Genomic DNA, 17,270 nt, shown 5'->3' with positions numbered 1-17,270 from the left:
AGATGGAGTCCGTGAACGCGACCAACCGCGAAGCCCGAGAATCTATGAACTTGGACTCCAGGAACCTGGAATCCAGGAACCTGGACTCGAGCATTGCGTCGGCCATCGAAGGCGTCCTCGGCTTCCAGCAATCCGACGGCCATTGGGTGTTCGAGCTCGAGGCCGATTGCACCATTCCGGCCGAATACGTCCTGCTTCGTCATTATCTTGCCGAGCCGGTCGATGCCGTGCTCGAGGCCAAGATCGCCAATTATCTTCGCCGCGTTCAGGGGGCTCATGGCGGCTGGCCGCTGGTGCATGACGGCGAGTTCGACATGAGTGCCAGCGTGAAGGCGTATTTCGCGCTGAAGATGATCGGCGATTCCACTGACAGCCCGCACATGGTGCGTGCGCGCGAGGCGATCCACGCCCGCGGCGGCGCGATCAACAGCAATGTCTTCACGCGCTTCTTGCTTGCGATGTACGGCATCGTGACCTGGCGCGCCGTGCCGGTGCTGCCGATCGAAATCGTGCTGCTGCCGTTCTGGTCGCCGTTCCATCTCAACAAGATCTCCTACTGGGCCCGCACCACCATGGTGCCGTTGATGGTGCTCGCAGCGCTCAAGCCGCGCGCGAGGAATCCGAAGGCTGTCGGCATCGACGAGCTGTTCCTCCAGGATCCGCGCTCGATCGGCATGACTGCCAAGGCGCCGCACCAGAGCCTGGCCTGGTTCGCGCTGTTCCGCGCGCTCGACCACATCCTGCGTGTGGTCGAGCCGATGTTTCCCAAGAGCCTGCGCAAGCGTGCCATCGACGCGGCGCTCGCCTTCACCGAGGATCGGCTCAACGGCGAGGACGGCATGGGCGCGATCTATCCGCCGATGGCCAACATCGTCATGATGTACGACGCGCTCGGCAAGGACGAGAATTTTCCGCCGCGTGCGATCACGCGCCGAGGCATCGACAAGCTGCTCGTGATCAAGGACGACGAGGCTTATTGCCAGCCCTGCGTCTCACCGGTGTGGGACACGACGCTGACCGCGCACGCGCTGCTGGAAGCCGGCGGTGACAAGGCGGTGCCTGCCGCTAAGCAGGGCCTCGACTGGCTGATCCCGAAGCAGGAGCTCGCGGTGAAGGGCGACTGGGCGGTGAAGCGGCCCAATGTCCGTCCGGGCGGCTGGGCCTTTCAGTACAACAATGCCCATTATCCCGATCTCGACGACACCGCGGTGGTCGTGATGTCGATGGACCGCATGCGCCGGGAGCACGGCGCGACCGGCTATGACGCCGCGATCGACCGTGCCCGTGAGTGGATCGAAGGCATGCAGAGCGACGACGGCGGCTGGGCTGCCTTCGACGTCAACAACCTCGAATATTATCTGAACAACATCCCGTTCTCCGACCATGGCGCGCTGCTCGATCCGCCGACCGAGGACGTCACCGCACGCTGTGTCTCGATGCTGGCCCAGCTCGGCGAGACCGCGAAGACCAGCAAGCACGTCGCCGACGGGATCGCCTACCTCCGCAAGACCCAGCACCCGGAAGGGTCCTGGTATGGCCGCTGGGGCATGAACTTCATCTACGGAACCTGGTCGGTGCTGTGCGCCCTCAACATGGCTGGCGTCCGTCACGACGACCCGATGATGCGCAAGGCGGCCGGCTGGCTGGCCTCGATCCAGAACCAGGACGGGGGCTGGGGTGAGGACGCCGTCAGCTACCGCCTGGACTACGCCGGCTGGGAGGCAGCCCCCTCGACCGCATCGCAAACGGCATGGGCCTTGCTCGCCCTTATGGCTGCCGGCGAGGTTGATCACCCGGCCGTCGCCCGCGGGGTGGAGTACCTGATTGCAACACAGAACAAAAAAGGACTGTGGGACGAGCAGCGGTACACCGCCACAGGCTTCCCCCGCGTGTTCTATCTGCGGTACCATGGTTACCCGAAGTTCTTCCCGCTGTGGGCGCTGGCCCGGTATCGGAACTTGAGGGACACCAACAGCAGGGTGGTAGGGGTCGGAATGTGACTTTGGGGACGGGGGACTACCTTACCGCGGGCAATGCCATTGATCCGCGGCCGATATTGATCGTGACCGGACTGGTTCAGGAGGCCCGCATCGCGGCCGGGCCCGGAATGGCGGTCATCTGTTCGTCGAGCAGCCCGACCCAGTTGCGGGCGCTGCTGACGGTGCTGGATCCTGAGACGATTCGCGGCGTGATCTCCTTTGGCGTGGCCGGCGGCCTCGACCCGACGCTGCGCTCCGGCGACGTCGTGCTGGCGACCGAAGTGCTCGCCGGCGACACCCGCTGGGCCGCCGGGCTGTCGCTCGGCGACGACCTCATCGACCGCCTGACGTCGGGACGCCGCCGCGTGGTGCGCGGCAGCCTCGCCGGTGCCGAGGAAGTGGTCACGGGGCGGTCCTGCAAGGCGGCGCTGCATTCGGAGACGGGAGCGGCCGCCGTCGACATGGAAAGCCACATCGCGGCCGCCTACGCCGCCGAAGCCGGCTTGCCGTTCGCCGCGGTCCGCGTCATCAGCGATCCCGCCCATCGCGCGCTGCCGGCGCTCGCCCGCGCCGCCATCAAGCCGAACGGCCAGATCGACGTGCTGGCCGTGCTGCGCGGCATCGCGCGCAACCCGACCGCGCTGCATGGACTGGTCTCGACCGGTATCGATTTCAACCGCGCGCTGCGCTCGCTTCGCGGCTGCCGCGACTTCCTGATCGGCACCGAGCTCGTCGAGAGCGAGGCTCTGGTCTCCGAGGCGGCCTGAGCGGTTTTCCGATCCGACAAAAGATAAAGGCCCGGTTCGCCATTGGCGCCCGGGCCTTTGTTTTTTGATCGGGCTACAAGGCCGACTTGCGCGCTTACGCCGCCGTCGAAGCCTTCCGCGCTGCCTTCTCCTGCGCGGCGGCGGCCTCGTCCTTGCGAATCTCCGACAGGCGCTTCTGCACTTCCGCCGAGAAGATGTATTGCGCCGGGCGCTGCTTGGTCATGTCGATCTCGGGCGCCATCGGACCCGTGGTCCTGACACCGCGCAGCGACACCCACATCGCCTTCAGCGGGTGGCTGATGGCTGCGGTCGCCGCCGTCGGCTCGTAGCCGCAATGGGCCATACAGTCGGCGCACTTCTCGTACTTGCCGGTGCCGTAGGTCTCCCAATCGGTGGTGTCCATCAGCTCCTTGAAGGTCTTCGCGTAGCCTTCGCCGAGCAGATAGCAGGGCTTCTGCCAGCCGAAGATGTTGCGCGCGGGCATGCCCCAGGGCGTGCACTCGTATTCCTGGTTGCCGGCGAGGAAGTCGAGGAACAGGCCGGAATGCATGAAATTCCACTTCTTGCCCTTGCCCATCGCAAAGACGTCGCGGAACAGCTTCTTGGTCTTGGTGCGGTTGAGGAAGTGCTCCTGGTCGGGCGCACGCTCATAGGCATAGCCCGGCGACATCGAGACGCCGACACCGAGCTCGACGGTGAGGTCGAGGAATTTTGCAATCTCCTCGGCCGGATGGCCGTCGAAGATGGTGGCGTTGACGTTGACGGTGAAGCCGCGGGCCTTGGCCGCCTTGATCGCGGAGACGGCGCGATCGAACACGCCCTTCTGCGACACCGCCTTGTCGTGGTGCTCCTTCAGGCCGTCGAGATGCACCGAGAAGAACAGATAGGGCGAGGGCTCGAACAAATCGAGCTTCTTTTCGAGCAGCAGCGCGTTGGTGCAGAGCGAGACGAACTTCTTGCGCGCGACGAGGCCGCGCACGATCTCGCCGATCTCCTTGTGGATCAGCGGCTCGCCGCCGGGAATGGCGACCATCGGCGCGCCGCATTCATCGGCTGCGTCCCAGCACTCCTGCGCGCTCATGCGGCGGTTGAGGATCGCGTCCGGATAATCGATCTTGCCGCAGCCGACGCAGGCGAGGTTGCAGCGAAACAGCGGCTCCAGCATCAGCACGAGCGGATAGCGCTTGCGGCCAAGCAGCTTCTGCTTGATCAAATAGCCGCCGATACGCATTTCCTTGAAGAAGGGGATAGCCATTACGAGTTTCTTTCTGGGCTTGAAATTCGGGTGGGTCAGCTCGCAGCCAGTTGGGCCGGAAGCCGGAATTCGATGTTCTCCTCGCGGCCCGGCAGCACCGAGACCTGTACCGGTCCGATCCGCCGCATCGCTTCGATCACGTCATCCACGAGTACCCCGGACGCCGAAGCGCCGGCCGTGGCGCCGACGGTCCTGGCATCTTTCAACCACTCCGGATCGAGCGCGCTGCCGTCGGCAATCATATAACTCGCGACGCCGGCCTCAGTGCCGATTTCGCGGAGCCGGTTCGAGCTATTGGCAGCGCCCACCACCAAGATCACGTCGACCAGCTTGCTCCAGTTCCTTACCGCAGATTGGCGGTTCTGTGTCGCATAGCAGATATCCCGGATGTCCGGGCCTTGAATATCTGTAAAGCGGGCCTGAAGTGCCCCGGGAATGTCCTCGTACACCGTGGTTGCGGCTTTGTTCTTCAATCTCCCCATTGCACCCACTACGCCCGCGCAAAAACCGCGCGATTGCGCCAGATAAACTTCCATTGGACGTCCATCACGCAAGTTGCACCGATCCGCATCTTGAGTCCCCGGAGCACCCGGGTACCAATGAGCTGCAATATCCGCACCATCGGTTTCGGCACGCAGCCGTCGCCCACGCGGGTACACATGGAAGGCGCAATACTTTGTGTCAAAAAATCGGCAGCAAGGAAAGGGACCTATGAACTTTGGTTCCCTGCAGGATCCATTTGCGGTACTATAGTAGAGAAGGTTCCGGTCGGCGAAACGGCGACATTTGTGCGCGGCCCTCGGTCACTTTCCCGCCTCAACTCCTCGGCTATACCGACCGCCCCGCATGATTTTGCCACGGCCTCCCGCCGTTCAGCTCGAACCTTCTGGCGGGAAGAGCCACTCAAAACAGCAATAGGTTTCGCCCGGGAACTCCGATAAACAGCGGGCGTTTCCGGGAAGCTGTTAACGCAGAAAGAAAAGAAGTGCTGCAAAGCGTAGTCGTTGCCATCGTCAGGGCCTGCACCCGGTTTGCCCCCATCGTCGTCGTTCTCGGGCTCCTGCTGGCGGTGGGGGCGGGCTACTACACGGTCCATCACTTCGCCATCAACACCGACATCAATTCGCTGATTGCCCAAAATCTGGACTGGCGCCAACGCGACCAGCAATTCGATCGCGCTTTCGACCGCGATGCGACGATCACGGCGGTGGTCGAAGCCAAAACGCCGGAGATGGCGACTGCGGCGTCGGACGCGCTCTATGCCAAGCTGAAGGACGACAAAACCGACTTCCAGTCGATGCAACAGCTCGGCACTGGCGAGTTCTTCGAGAAGAACGGCCTGTTGTTCCTGCCGACCGAGGAGGTCGCCAAGGTCACCGGCCAGTTCGAATCCGCCGCGCCCCTGATCGAGATCATGGCGGGCGATCCCTCGATCCGCGGCCTGACCGGTGCGCTCGAGACGGGTCTTGCCGGCGTCAAGCGCGGGCAAGTGAAGCTCGACAACACCGAACGGCCCTTCAACCAGATCGCACAAACGGTTGAGACCGTGCTCAACAAGGGCAGTGCGAGCTTCTCCTGGCGAGAGCTCGTCAGTGACGAGCCGCTGACGGATTCGGACAAGCGCGCCTTCATCGAGTTCAAGCCGATCCTCGACTACAACGCGCTGGAGCCCGGCAAGGGCGCCACCGACGCGATCCGCAAGGCCGCAGCCGATCTGGAGTTTGCAACCAAATACCAGGCGCGCGTGCGGCTGACCGGTCCGGTCCCGATCGCCAACGAGGAATATGCAACCGTCCAGGAAGGCGCTGTCGTCAACGGCATCGGCACGGTTCTGGTCGTGCTGCTCATTCTGTGGCTGGCGCTGCATTCGGCGAAGATCATCTTCGCGGTGTTCGTCAATCTCTTCGTCGGTCTTGCGCTGACAACCGCCGCCGGTCTGATGATGGTGGGCTCGCTCAATTTGCTGTCGATCGCGTTCGCCGTGCTGTTCGTCGGCCTCGGCGTCGATTTCGGCATTCAGTACAGCGTCCGCTATCGCTCCGAGCGCTATAAGCATAACGACCTTTCGGGTGCGCTGGTATTGGCCGCGAAGCGCTCGGCAATACCGCTGTCGCTGGCGGCGATGGCAACCGCGGCCGGCTTCCTCTGCTTCATGCCGACCGACTACAAGGGCATATCGGAGCTCGGCCAGATCGCCGGCGTCGGCATGCTGGTCGCGTTCCTCACCAGCATCACCGTACTCCCGGCGATGCTGAAGCTGTTGAATCCGCCCGGCGAGAAGGAGCCGGTCGGCTACGCCTTCCTGGCGCCGCTCGATCACTTCCTTGAGAAGCACCGCGTGCTGGTCGTCGGTGGTACGATCTTTCTCGCGGTCGCCGGCCTGCCGCTGCTCTACTTCATGAAGTTCGACTTCAACCCGATGAACCTGCGCAATCCGAAGGCCGAATCGATCGCGACCTTCCTCGATTTGCGCAAGGATCCCAACACCGGCGCCAATGCCATCAACGTGATGACCACGTCGGAGGAGCAGGCAAAGCAGGTGGAGGCGAAGCTGGAGAAGGTGCCCGAAGTGCTGCGGGTGATGTCCCTCAACAGCTTCGTCCCTGAGGACCAGCCGCCGAAGCTGAAGCTGCTTGCACAGGGCGCCAAGGTGCTGAACCCTGCGCTCAATCCTGACCAGATCGACGCGGCGCCGACGGACAAGGAGAACGTCGATTCGCTGAAATCCTCGGTCGACAATCTGCGCCGGACCGCAGGCGATGCGAAGGGCCCGGGTGCGGTCGCCTCGCGCCGGCTCGCGGACGCGCTCGAAAAGCTCGCCAATGGCGACGAGGCTACGCGGAACAAGGCGCAGGACGTGTTCGTCGCGCCGATGAAGATCGTGTTCGACCAGCTCCGGAACGCGATGCAGGCCGAGCCGGTCACCCTGAAGTCATTGCCACCCGACCTCATCAGCGCCTGGAAGAGCAAGGACGGCATCATCCGCGTCGAGGCGCTGCCCAAAGGCGATCCCAACGACAACGACACGCTACGCAAATTTGCGGCGGCCGTGCTCGTTGCCGAGCCGACCGCGATCGGGGGCCCGGTCTCGATCCTGAAATCCGGCGACACCGTGGTGAAGGCGTTTATCCATGCCGGCATTTACGCACTGCTGGTGATCGGCCTGTTGCTGTGGATCACGCTGCGCCGGTTCGTGGATGTGCTGATGACCTTGGTGCCGCTCCTGGTTGCCGGCGCGGTAACGCTCGAGATCTGCGTGCTGATCGGCTTGCCGCTCAACTTCGCCAATATCGTCGCGTTCCCGCTGCTGCTCGGCGTCGGCGTGGCCTTCAAGATCTACTATGTCGTGGCCTGGCGCTCGGGCAGGACAAACCTGCTCCAGACCAGCCTGACGCGTGCGATCTTTTTCAGCGCGATGACGACGGCGACGGCATTCGGCAGCCTGTGGCTGTCGAGCCATCCGGGAACGTCCAGCATGGGCAAGTTGCTCGCGCTGTCGCTGGTGACGACGCTCGCCGCCGTGCTGCTGTTTCAGCCGGCGCTAATGGGCAAACCCCGCAATCTCAGGGAGTAGGCAGATGTCGCCGACCGGGTCGGCGGCGCCCTTCTGACCAGGTTTGGCAGTGCCGGCGGCCTTCGGGGCTGCCGGCGCAGGCTGCGCCGCTGTAGCGCCCGTCGTTCCCGGGGCCTTCGGCACCGCGCCGGTGGACTTCGGCGTGCCCTTGGCCATGGCATTGGCGGTGCTCAAGGGAATAGGCGGGCCAACGCGGGTCCAGGTTTCGCCACCGCAGAGGAAGCCCATCACGCAGCCCTTGATCTCGAGCTGGTCGGTGCCAGCCGGCGTGATGGTCGCGCTGTAGAGCTGGCCGTCCTTGGCGTTGTAGACCTGACCCTCCCACTGATCGGCGCCGGGCTTTTTCTTCATGTCGATCAGGGTTGCCATGCCCAGCGTGGGCCTGGTCTTTTTCGACGCGTCGGGATTGTATTCATCGCGGCCGCCGGGCTCTTTTTCCCAGGAAACCGCGCCCCACATGCTGCCATTGCATTGGGCGACACGAATGTTGGCCACGGCGTCGGCAACCCGCCAGTCGCCGGTCGGATCGGCGGCGAGCGCCGGGGTCAGGCAGGTGAAACCGCCAGTCAGTATTAGTCCGGTGTAAAGGGCTAAACGCATGATAGTTCCTTGGCAGTGCAACATGGTCTAAAGCTGTGCTTGCGAAGATGGTCCGAAAAAGGGCAAAAGGCCGCACAGACCGTTTTCGGCAACGGTCCGTTTTCAGTTGACGAGACGGCCCTCAACCGAAGTATGTAACGGATGCACAGCCCAAATCCAGACATGTCTCAGCTATTCGCGGACCGTCAGGCCCAGCGCAGCGCCCTGCATAATCGGCATATGAACGAGCAGTTCGTTCGGGTGCTCAAGACCATCGGCTATGATGTCGGCTTCCAGAAGGGGCAGGGGCAGTACCTCTACGACCGAGACGGCGCGCGCTATCTCGACCTTTTGTCCGGCTTTGGCGTGTTTGCGATCGGGCGCAATCATCCTGTTATGCGCGAGGCGCTCAAGAGCGTGCTCGATGCCGACCTGCCCAACCTCGTCCAGTTCGACGTCTCGGTGCTCGCCGGCGTGCTCGCCGAGCGGCTTTTGAAGTACGTGCCCTATCTCGACAAGGCGTTCTTCGCCAATTCCGGCGCCGAATGCGTCGAAGCCGCGATCAAGTTCGCTCGCGGCGCCACCGGCCGGCCCGGCATCGTCTATTGTGCCCATGCCTATCACGGCCTGACCTATGGCGCGCTGTCATTGACGGGTGATTCGAACTTCCGCACCGGCTTCGAGCCGCTGCTGCCGGGTTGCACCTCGATCCCGTTCAACGATCTCGCCGCGCTCGAAAAGGCGCTGGCCTCGCGAGAGGTGGCGGCCTTCGTCGTCGAGCCGATCCAGGGCAAGGGCGTCAACATGCCCACCGACGAGTTCCTGCCAGGTGCGGCTGCGCTCTGCAAGAAATACGGCACGCTGTTCGTCGCCGACGAGATCCAGACCGGCATGGGCCGCACCGGCCGCTTCCTCGCGGTCGAGCATTGGAACGTCGAGCCCGACATGGTGCTGCTGTCGAAGTCGCTGTCCGGCGGCCACGTGCCGGTCGGCGCGGTGCTGACGCGCAAGAGCATCTTCGACAAGATCTTCAACCAGATGGACCGCGCGGTGGTGCACGGCTCCACCTTCTCCAAGAACGACCTGGCGATGGCCGCGGGCATCGCCACGCTCGACGTCATGGAGTCCGAGAAGCTGATCGAGTCCGCCGCCAAGCGCGGTGCCGAGCTGCGCCTTGCGCTCACGCGCATGGTGCCCGGCTACGAGCTGTTGAAGGAAGTGCGCGGCAAGGGCTTGATGATTGGCATCGAGTTCGGCCCGCCGAAATCGCTGCGGCTGCGAGCCTCGTGGAACGTGCTGGAGGCCGCCAACAAGGGCCTGTTCTGCCAGCTCATCACCGTGCCGCTCTTCAAAGATCACAAGATCCTGACCCAGGTCGCCGGCCACGGCAGCCACACCATCAAGCTGCTGCCGCCGCTCACCATCACCGAGGAAGATTGCGGCTGGATCGAGCGCGCCTTCGACGACGTCATCGCCGGCAGCCACAAGGTCCCCGGCGCGATCTGGTCGCTCGGCAAGACGCTGGTGGACAACGCGGTGAGGCGGTCGGCGTAACCTGATCCCTCAGGCCGCCTTGGGCTTGTTCACAGTCTCGATGCGGTCGAGAGCCTTGCCGAGATCGCGTTTGGCGATCTGAATATCGTAATCGTTCTGGAGATTGAGCCATAGCTCAGCGGTCGTGCCGAGCGCTTTGGCAAGCCGAAGCGCGGTGTCAGCGGTGATTCCGGTCTGCTCACTCGCAATCCGCTCAATACGCGTACGCGGCAGGCCGCATGTCTTGGCGAGCGCGCCTGCCGACATGTCCAGCGGGCTCAGGAATTCTTCCCGCAGAACCTCACCAGGATGCATGGGCTTGAGTTTCTTGGCCATCGTCGCATTCTCCTAGTGATAATCCACGATCTCGACCTGAACGGGACCTTGTGATGTCCACACGAAGCACACTCGGAACTGGTCGTTGATCCTGATCGAGTGCTGTCCCTTGCGATCGCCCGTGAGGGCCTCAAGGCGGTTTCCGGGTGGTGCCCTCAAGTCGCTGAGTTCGCCCGCAGCGTGAAGATAGCGCAATTTCCGGCGAGCAACCTTCACCAGGTCGGCCGGAAAGCGTTTGGGGCTTTCGCCGTTAAAGACCGCCTCAGTCGTTTTGTCCCGAAACGTCCTGATCACTCAGGCAATGTATCATTGGTTGATACATGCGCAAGGGATTTGTATCAATTTCTGATACGACTCCAGGGTTACCCCTCCACATTCGCCTTCATCGCCGCCTCGAACTTGTCGACGAACTCGGCGAGCTCGTCGGCGCCGATATCGCTGACGGCCCAGAAATTCAGGCCCCGCTCGCCCCAGCGGCGGCAGTTGAAACCCTGCATGGTCTGGGTCTTCGGCGGACGATGTTCGGTGCTTGAGGTCTGCGCCACGAACAAATTGACCACGTGCTGCCGGCGCTTGTAGACGACCGCGCCGATGGCACGTGCGTCGATATAATCGAGCCTGCCGCCGACCAGCGTAAAACCCTGCGCGGTGAGGTCGATCACGGGCGGGGCGACGTCGAGCTTGCCGTTGAACCACGGCTTCACGGTGTGCTGGTCGGTCGAGACCACGTCGATGAGGTGGCCGGCCTGGAGCGAGCGCAGATGCGCGGAGACGACCTCCGACAGGATGCGCTGCTGGTCGTCCTGGCGCAGCACCACGGCGACGACACCGGAGGCGGCGAGCGCAGAGACCGCCGAACCCATTGCAAAGCCGCGCAGCACGGAGCGGCGGCTCGGTTGTTGGCGCTGCGGCTGCGGCAGCGAAGCCTCGATCCGGATGCGCAAACTCGTCGGCGCGGTGTAGCGCAAATTGGTGTCAGCGAGCACGCGCTGCATTTCCCGTTGTGAGGCAAGCTCGGCGGCGCAGGCCGGGCAGCTTGCGATATGGGCTTCGACCTCGCGTGCATGGCCCGCATCGAGCTCGTTGTCGAGCAGCGCGTGAAGCAGCATTTTTGCTTCGTCGCAGTTCATTTCGAGTGCTCCTCTTCCGCCATCCATGCCGCGCGCAGCATGGCGCGGGCGCGTGCGAGGCGGGACATCACGGTGCCGACGGGTGCGCCGACGGCCTCGGCGATTTCACGATAGGACAGGTTGCTGATCTCGCGCAGCACGAAGGTTTCCTTGAACGGTTCGGCGAGGGCGTCGATCAGCTTGCGGATCGCGCCGGCGTCGCGGCTGCGCAGCACTTCCGTCTCCGGGCTCGCCTCGGTCTCTTGCCAGATCGGCGTCTGCTCGGCGGCGCCGGGCGTATCCTCGATCGCGCTGTGTCTGTGCGCGCGCCGTCCATATTCGGCGTTGCAGACGTTGCGCAGGATCGCAAACAGCCAGGGCTTCATCGCCGGCCCGCGATAGCTGTCGAAATGCTTCAGCGCGCGCAGATAGCACTCCTGCACCGCGTCCTCGGCATCGGAGGCGTCGCGCAGCAGATAGCGTGCGAGTGTGTAGACGTCGTCGAGATGAGGCAGCGCTGCCTCGCGGAAGCGCTGCGCCTTCTGCAAATCGTCGTTGGCGGGCATCGCTCCTCGCTTTGCCTCTTGTTCTGCGCGTTGCTTCGTTTCGTCCACATTCGTTTGGTCGGCGTGTGTGACCGAGGGCACACGAGCCCGGCCGGCGTGGGACCACCGGCCGGGCAAGACGTTGATGCCTTGGTTCGAGATGTTACTCAACCTTGATCATCCCCGTCATGTGCGGGTGCAACGAACAAAAATATTTGTAGTCGCCCGCATTGGTGAAGGTGAAGGAGAACTTGTCGTCGGTGTCCAGGGTCTTGGACCTGAACTTGCCGGCCGACACCACGGTGTGGGGGATGTCGTCCCGGTTGGACCAGGTCACCGTGGTGCCGACCTTGATCTTGAGCTCGGCCGGCTGGAAAACGAAATTGTCGATATGCACTTCCATGTCGTCGGCACGGGCGGTTGTTGCGGGCAAGAGGATAGCCGCGGCCAAAGCGAGACCGAGGTCGACAGCGAAGTCGCGGCGATTGAGTGTCTTCATTGTCAGCTTCCGTTCAGCTCTGCTCAACCTTGGAGCGGCGTGTCGATGATCGCGAGCCGCTGCTCGTTCTGCTTGAAGTTGACGCTGGCAACGCCGAGCATGGCGCGCAGCTTTGCGTCCTCGACCTTCATCGGTCCGGGCGACGGAGCTGCCCCCGGCGCCGGCTGCGGGAACGCAGTCGAGCGCGCGGTATGGAAGGTGACGTTGCCCTCGACCTTCTGCATCACTTGATGGATGTGGCCGTTCAGCACGGTGACGGAGCCGAAACCCTTGACGTATTCCAGCGCGCGGCCGCCGTCCTCCGTGCCCCAGCCCCATTCCGGATAGACGGTCCAGAGCGGGATGTGGGCAAACAGCACGATCGGCGTCGATTTCGACTTGCCGCGCAGGTCGTCCTCGAGCCAGGCGAGCTGATCGGCGCCGAGATTGCCGAGGCCGCCGGCCTTGAGATCGACGACGTTGACGAGGCCGATGAAGTGCACGCCGCCGGCGTCGAACGAATACCAGCCCGCCCCCTTGGTGCCGCGGCCGTAGCGCTCGCGATAGAACTTTACCTCCTCGTCGAGGAAGTCATGCTCGCCGGGCACGTAGTGCACGTCCAGCTTGCTCTGCGAGATGATGCGATCGGCGTTGTCGAATTCGGCGGCCTTCGACAAATGAGTAATGTCGCCGGTATGGATCATGAAGGACGGCTTGACCGGCATCGCGTTGATCTTGTTGATGGCTTCCTCCAGCGTGCCGAGCGCGTTGGGATTGGCCGGCTTGTCGAAGCCGACATGGCTGTCGCTGATCTGGAGGAAGGTCATGCCGGGCGCGGCCGCGGTCGCGGCTTGCGCGGAATCAATGATGCCGAGCGAGCGCGGCACGCCGCCCGTGATGGTCCAGAGCACTCCGGTGCCGGCCCAGGTCATGCATTCGAGCACCTTGCGGCGGCTTAAGCCGTCGTCCCCGTGATCGTGTCCGCTCATCGCGTGTCTCCTCTCGCCCGGAATTGGGCTTCGGGGAGGTGATTGGGGGAGGGGTGGGTTTATTCCCGGATGAGATGACGATTTCGTGAGTTGGTTTCGATCGAGGCACGACGCTATGTCGCGAATTCGCGCACGGCCTTCACCACGATCGCCGGCGCTTCCTGCGCCACACAATGCCCTGCACCGTCGAACGTCAGCGTGCTGACGCGCGGAATCAGCGACACGGCGCGCGAGGCCATCTCCTTGTAGATCGGTCCCGACTTCGCGGCGGTCGTGACCCGCACCCGGCAGTCGATCGCGGAGAGCGAGGTAAACGGATTGCCGCGCGCATCGCCGACGTAGACCTGCTCCATCGCCTGGTAGATCGGACGCAGGATCGCCGATTCGATCTCGGGCGTGCAGCAGAGCTGCACCCGGCCGTTCGCCAGCGGCGCGAAGCCATGGCGCACATAGGCCCGAAGCGAAGTCTCGGTCCAGTCCGCAAACGTCGGCGCGGCGCGGTAGCGCTCGAATACGGCGTCGGCACTGTTGAACTCGGCACGTCGGCGCAGTGTTCCCTGCACGCGGGACAAGGAGTCTTCGCTCAATTCTCCGGAGCGCGCAGCGCGCGTATCCATTACAGTTGGCTCCATCACGAACAGGCGTGCGAAACGTCCGGGCAAGAGTTTCGCCGCGAGCAGAAGATCGGTCGCACCTGCGCTGTGGCCGATCCCGTAGACGTTGCGCAGCCCGAGCGCATCGATCACCCGGCAGACATCTTCGGCATAGTCCAGAAAATGATAGGCCCCGGGCTTGTGGCTCGCGCCATGGCCACGGCGGTCAAGCGCATAGACCGTGTAGGTCGCGGCGAGATCGCGTGCGACCTCGTCCCAGACGTCGGCGACGAAGCCGGTGCCGTGAAGCAGAAGCGCAGGCGTCCTTCCGCTCTCGCCCCATCGCAGCATGGCGATCTGCGCATCAGCGGGGCCGATCGAAAAGCGGTGCGCTTGAATCATGGTAGGGCGCTACTTGCCATCTTCCAGGATCATCGTCGCGCCCTTCTCGGCGATCATCGCGGTCGGCGTGTTGGTATTCCCCGACGTGATGGTCGGCATGATCGAGGCGTCGACGATGCGTAAGCCTTCGAGGCCGTAAAAGCGCAGGCGCTCGTCCACCACCGCCATCGGGTCATTCACCGCGCCCATCTTCGCCGTGCCGACGGGATGGAAGATGGTGGTGCCGATGTCGCCGGCGGCCTTTGCAAGCGAGGCATCGTCGTCGCCGACGGAGGGGCCGGGCAGATATTCGCTCGGGCGGTATTTTGCGAGCGCCCTCTGCTGCATGAGGCGGCGGGTGGTGCGGATGGCGTCGGCGCCGACCCGGCGGTCGTCGTCCGTTGACAGATAATTCGGCGCGATGATCGGCTTCTCGTCCGGCGCCGCCGCACGGAGACGTACGGTGCCGCGCGAGGTCGGCTGCAGATTGCAGGCGCTCACCGTGATCGCGGGGAAGCGGTGCAGCGGATCGCCGAATTTGTCGAGCGACAGCGGCTGCACATGGAACTGGATGTTGGCGCGCGCGCGCGTCGCATCGGAGCGTGTGAAGATGCCGAGCTGCGATGGCGCCATGGTCAGCGGGCCGCGGCGGCGGAAGGCGTAGTCGAGGCCCATCAGGCCGCGACGGACCAGATTGCAATAGGTCTCGTTCAGCGTGCGCACGCCCTCAACCTTGTAGATCGCGCGCTGCTGGAGATGATCCTGGAGATTGCGACCGATGCCGGGCTTGTCCATCACGATGTCGATGCCGAGCGGGGCCAGCCAGTCGGCGGGCCCGATGCCGGAGCGATGCAGCACCTGCACTGAGCCGATCGCGCCGGCCGAAAGGATCACCTCGCGTTTCGCACGCGCCTCGATGATCTCGCCGTTCTGGACGAAGCGCACGCCGACGGCGCGGCCCTGCTCGATGATCAGACGATCGACCAGCACGTGCTTCTCGAGCCGCAAGTTCGGGCGGTTCAGCGCCGGCTTGAGGAAGCCGCGTGCCGACGACCAGCGCCGGCCGCGCTTCTGGTTGACGTGGAAATAGCTGGTGCCTTCGTTGTCGCCGGTGTTGAAATCGGGAATGCGCTTGATGCCCATCTCCTCGGCGGCGTCGCCGACGGCGTCGAGAACGTCCCACGACAGCCGCGGCGCCTCGATGCGCCAGCCGCCCCCGGCGCCGTGGTGCTCGCTCGCGCCGAGGAAATGATCCTCGAGCCGCCTGAACAGCGGCAGCACGTCGTCATAACCCCAGCCGGTCATGCCGAGCTGGCGCCAGTGATCGTAATCGGCGGCCTGTCCGCGCATCGAGATCATGGCGTTGATCGCCGAGGAGCCGCCGATCACCTTGCCGCGGGGATAGGCGAGCGCGCGGCCGTTCAGGCCGGGCTCGGCCTCGGTCTTGAACATCCAGTCCGAGCGTGGATTGCCGATCGCGAAGAGATAGCCGACCGGAATGTGGAACCAGATCCAGTTGTCGTCGCCGCCGGCTTCGAGGATGAGGACGCGATTGCCTGGCACGGCCGACAGCCGGTTGGCAACGATGCAGCCCGCCGTGCCGGCCCCAACGACAATATAGTCAAACTCACCTTCGAGCCGCCTTGGCATTCTGCTTCCACCCGGATGGTCATGCAACGTGCCGTCCTAATACGCAGAGACGGCGGATCGGGACAAGCCCGGCCATGCCGAGCGGACAGGCTAGACCCCGATCCCCGGCAGTTGGGTGGACTGGTGCTTGCATGGTAGACAGTCCTGTATTTTCAACAAAGCTTGAGAGCCTCCATGCCCATCGTGAACCGCGTCGCCGACCTTCAACCCGATATTCAGGCCTGGCGCCGGGACATCCACGAGCATCCCGAGTTGCTGTATGACGTCCACCGCACCGCAGCATTCGTCGCGGATCGCCTGCGCGAATTCGGCTGCGATGAGGTCGTGACCGGCGTCGGACAGACCGGCGTGGTCGGTGTGATCAAGGGCAGCAAGCCGGCCGGCGAGGGCCTCAAGACCATCGGCCTGCGCGCCGACATGGACGCGCTGCCGGTCGAGGAACAGACCAACCTGCCTTACGCTTCGAAGACTCCCGGCAAGATGCATGCCTGCGGCCATGACGGCCACACCGCGATGCTGCTCGGTGCTGCGCGCTATCTCGCCGAGACCCGCAATTTTGCCGGTGATGCGGTGGTGATCTTCCAGCCGGCCGAGGAAGGCGGCGCCGGCGGCCTGGCCATGGTCAAGGACGGAATGATGGAGCGCTTCGGCATCGAGCAGGTCTACGGCATGCACAATGGCCCGGGCATTCCGATCGGCTCGTTCGCGATCCGGCCGGGTCCGATCATGGCGGCGACCGACGAGGTCGATATCATGATCGAGGGCCTCGGCGGCCATGCCGCGCGGCCGCACAAATGCGTCGATTCCGTTCTGGTCGGCGCGCAGGTGATCACCGCGTTGCAGTCGATCGTCGCGCGCAGCGTCGATCCGCTGGAATCGGCCGTGATCTCGATCTGTGAGTTTCACGCCGGCAACGCCCGCAACGTCATTCCGCAAACCGCGACATTGAGGGGCACCATTCGCACGCTGTCGCCGGAGGTGCGCAAGCTGGTCGAGAAGCGCGTGCACGAGGTTGTCGCGGGCGTGGCGCAGATCACCGGTGCCAAGATCGATCTGCACTACAAGCGCAATTATCCCGTGGTGAACAACCACGCCGCGGAGACCGAAATTGCGCGTCGCATCGCCGGGCAGGTCGCGGGCGAGGCCAACGTGCGCGAGATGTCGCCGCTGATGGGCGGCGAGGATTTCGCCTATATGCTGGAAGCGCGCCCCGGCGCCTTCATCTTCTGCGGCAACGGCGACAGCGCCGGCCTGCATCACCCCGCCTACAATTTCGACGACGAGGCGATCGTTTACGGCACGTCGTACTGGGTCAAGCTGGTCGAGGAATCGCTCGCGGCGTCGTAAGGTCAAGCGTGAGGCATACATGAAAAGGGCCCGTGCATCGCACGGGCCCTTAGTGTTGTGTGCCGAGTATGAACGACAGCTTGGAGGTGGAAGTCCTCTATCCAGCCTGATGGCGGCGAAGGATTAGCGAAGCGCAAGGGCGTCATCGTGAGGTG

General features: G+C 63.9%; 15 protein-coding genes and 1 pseudogene. 5 read left to right on the top strand and 11 right to left on the bottom strand.

Going from position 1 to position 17,270, the window contains the following annotated elements; translation table 11 throughout:
• Window positions 1-2 precede the first annotated feature (2 nt).
• Window positions 3-2,000, top strand: coding sequence for a squalene--hopene cyclase (gene shc, locus IVB27_RS35045; RefSeq protein WP_247447276.1), 1,998 nt, complete (start codon window positions 3-5; stop codon window positions 1,998-2,000).
• Window positions 1,997-2,746 (top strand): phosphorylase, encoded by a 750-nt coding sequence (locus IVB27_RS35040; RefSeq protein WP_247349850.1) that lies wholly within the window; start codon window positions 1,997-1,999, stop codon window positions 2,744-2,746. Before shc ends, IVB27_RS35040 begins: the two co-directional genes overlap by 4 nt.
• A 94-nt stretch (window positions 2,747-2,840) precedes the next feature.
• Here IVB27_RS35040 and hpnH read toward each other — a convergent pair whose 3' ends face one another.
• Window positions 2,841-4,001, bottom strand: a complete 1,161-nt coding sequence (gene hpnH, locus IVB27_RS35035; protein WP_247349851.1) for an adenosyl-hopene transferase HpnH — start codon at window positions 3,999-4,001, stop codon at window positions 2,841-2,843.
• Between the two features lie 35 nt (window positions 4,002-4,036).
• Window positions 4,037-4,444 (bottom strand): annotated as a pseudogene (locus tag IVB27_RS35030) (4-hydroxy-3-methylbut-2-enyl diphosphate reductase); the annotation flags it as partial.
• Window positions 4,445-4,986: 542 nt separating this feature from the next.
• On the opposite strand from IVB27_RS35030, the gene hpnN reads away from it, so the two are divergent.
• The gene (gene hpnN / locus IVB27_RS35025; protein WP_247447275.1) at window positions 4,987-7,575 is read left to right on the top strand and encodes a hopanoid transporter HpnN; all 2,589 of its coding nucleotides are present in this window, start codon (window positions 4,987-4,989) and stop codon (window positions 7,573-7,575) included.
• On the opposite strand, the gene IVB27_RS35020 is transcribed toward hpnN, so the two are convergent.
• Window positions 7,543-8,175 (bottom strand): DUF2147 domain-containing protein, encoded by a 633-nt coding sequence (locus IVB27_RS35020; RefSeq protein WP_247447274.1) that lies wholly within the window; start codon window positions 8,173-8,175, stop codon window positions 7,543-7,545. The two genes, hpnN and IVB27_RS35020, sit on opposite strands and share 33 nt — an antisense overlap.
• A 141-nt stretch (window positions 8,176-8,316) precedes the next feature.
• Between IVB27_RS35020 and hpnO the strand changes: the two genes are divergently transcribed.
• On the top strand, window positions 8,317-9,708 hold the full coding sequence (gene hpnO / locus IVB27_RS35015) for an aminobacteriohopanetriol synthase HpnO (protein WP_247447273.1): 1,392 nt from the start codon (window positions 8,317-8,319) through the stop codon (window positions 9,706-9,708).
• A 9-nt stretch (window positions 9,709-9,717) separates the two neighbouring features.
• On the opposite strand, the gene IVB27_RS35010 is transcribed toward hpnO, so the two are convergent.
• From IVB27_RS35010 to IVB27_RS34975, 8 genes are all read right to left on the bottom strand, one after another.
• Window positions 9,718-10,023 carry a HigA family addiction module antitoxin gene (locus IVB27_RS35010; protein ID WP_247349855.1) on the bottom strand — a complete coding sequence of 102 codons (306 nt, stop codon included), beginning with the start codon at window positions 10,021-10,023 and terminating at the stop codon, window positions 9,718-9,720.
• A gap of 12 nt (window positions 10,024-10,035) precedes the next feature.
• Window positions 10,036-10,317, bottom strand: a complete 282-nt coding sequence (locus tag IVB27_RS35005; protein WP_247447272.1) for a type II toxin-antitoxin system RelE/ParE family toxin — start codon at window positions 10,315-10,317, stop codon at window positions 10,036-10,038.
• A gap of 68 nt (window positions 10,318-10,385) precedes the next feature.
• Window positions 10,386-11,153 carry an anti-sigma factor family protein gene (locus IVB27_RS35000; protein WP_247447271.1) on the bottom strand — a complete coding sequence of 256 codons (768 nt, stop codon included), beginning with the start codon at window positions 11,151-11,153 and terminating at the stop codon, window positions 10,386-10,388.
• The gene (locus tag IVB27_RS34995; protein ID WP_247349859.1) at window positions 11,150-11,698 is read right to left on the bottom strand and encodes a sigma-70 family RNA polymerase sigma factor; all 549 of its coding nucleotides are present in this window, start codon (window positions 11,696-11,698) and stop codon (window positions 11,150-11,152) included. Before IVB27_RS34995 ends, IVB27_RS35000 begins: the two co-directional genes overlap by 4 nt.
• Window positions 11,699-11,840: 142 nt before the next feature.
• Window positions 11,841-12,176, bottom strand: coding sequence for a cupredoxin domain-containing protein (locus IVB27_RS34990; protein ID WP_247349860.1), 336 nt, complete (start codon window positions 12,174-12,176; stop codon window positions 11,841-11,843).
• A gap of 23 nt (window positions 12,177-12,199) precedes the next feature.
• On the bottom strand, window positions 12,200-13,144 hold the full coding sequence (locus IVB27_RS34985) for a metallophosphoesterase family protein (protein WP_247447270.1): 945 nt from the start codon (window positions 13,142-13,144) through the stop codon (window positions 12,200-12,202).
• 113 nt (window positions 13,145-13,257) lie between these two features.
• Entirely contained in the window at window positions 13,258-14,139 is an 882-nt protein-coding gene (locus tag IVB27_RS34980) for an alpha/beta fold hydrolase (protein WP_247447268.1), read from the bottom strand.
• Window positions 14,140-14,148: 9 nt separating this feature from the next.
• On the bottom strand, window positions 14,149-15,768 hold the full coding sequence (locus IVB27_RS34975) for a GMC family oxidoreductase (RefSeq protein WP_247447266.1): 1,620 nt from the start codon (window positions 15,766-15,768) through the stop codon (window positions 14,149-14,151).
• A 174-nt stretch (window positions 15,769-15,942) separates the two neighbouring features.
• On the opposite strand from IVB27_RS34975, the gene IVB27_RS34970 reads away from it, so the two are divergent.
• The gene (locus IVB27_RS34970) at window positions 15,943-17,115 is read left to right on the top strand and encodes a M20 aminoacylase family protein (RefSeq protein WP_247447265.1); all 1,173 of its coding nucleotides are present in this window, start codon (window positions 15,943-15,945) and stop codon (window positions 17,113-17,115) included.
• The last annotated feature ends 155 nt before the right edge of the window (window positions 17,116-17,270 follow it).

Origin of the sequence: Bradyrhizobium sp. 197 (assembly GCF_023073375.1) — a bacterium.
Taxonomy (GTDB): Bacteria; Pseudomonadota; Alphaproteobacteria; order Rhizobiales; family Xanthobacteraceae; genus Bradyrhizobium.
The sequence above is the reverse complement of the archived record's forward strand: the minus strand, read 5'-3'. Positions and strand labels throughout refer to the sequence as shown.

Coding starts and splice junctions, on each gene's coding strand:
- IVB27_RS35000 (WP_247447271.1), bottom strand. CDS start 11,153: ATGAACTGCGACGAAGCAAAAATGCTGCTTCACGCGCTGCTCGACAAC.
- shc (WP_247447276.1), top strand. CDS start 3: ATGGAGTCCGTGAACGCGACCAACCGCGAAGCCCGAGAATCTATGAAC.
- IVB27_RS35010 (WP_247349855.1), bottom strand. CDS start 10,023: ATGGCCAAGAAACTCAAGCCCATGCATCCTGGTGAGGTTCTGCGGGAA.
- IVB27_RS35020 (WP_247447274.1), bottom strand. CDS start 8,175: ATGCGTTTAGCCCTTTACACCGGACTAATACTGACTGGCGGTTTCACC.
- IVB27_RS34975 (WP_247447266.1), bottom strand. CDS start 15,768: ATGCCAAGGCGGCTCGAAGGTGAGTTTGACTATATTGTCGTTGGGGCC.
- IVB27_RS34970 (WP_247447265.1), top strand. CDS start 15,943: ATGCCCATCGTGAACCGCGTCGCCGACCTTCAACCCGATATTCAGGCC.
- hpnH (WP_247349851.1), bottom strand. CDS start 4,001: ATGGCTATCCCCTTCTTCAAGGAAATGCGTATCGGCGGCTATTTGATC.
- IVB27_RS34985 (WP_247447270.1), bottom strand. CDS start 13,144: ATGAGCGGACACGATCACGGGGACGACGGCTTAAGCCGCCGCAAGGTG.
- hpnO (WP_247447273.1), top strand. CDS start 8,317: ATGCACAGCCCAAATCCAGACATGTCTCAGCTATTCGCGGACCGTCAG.
- IVB27_RS34980 (WP_247447268.1), bottom strand. CDS start 14,139: ATGATTCAAGCGCACCGCTTTTCGATCGGCCCCGCTGATGCGCAGATC.
- IVB27_RS34990 (WP_247349860.1), bottom strand. CDS start 12,176: ATGAAGACACTCAATCGCCGCGACTTCGCTGTCGACCTCGGTCTCGCT.
- IVB27_RS34995 (WP_247349859.1), bottom strand. CDS start 11,698: ATGCCCGCCAACGACGATTTGCAGAAGGCGCAGCGCTTCCGCGAGGCA.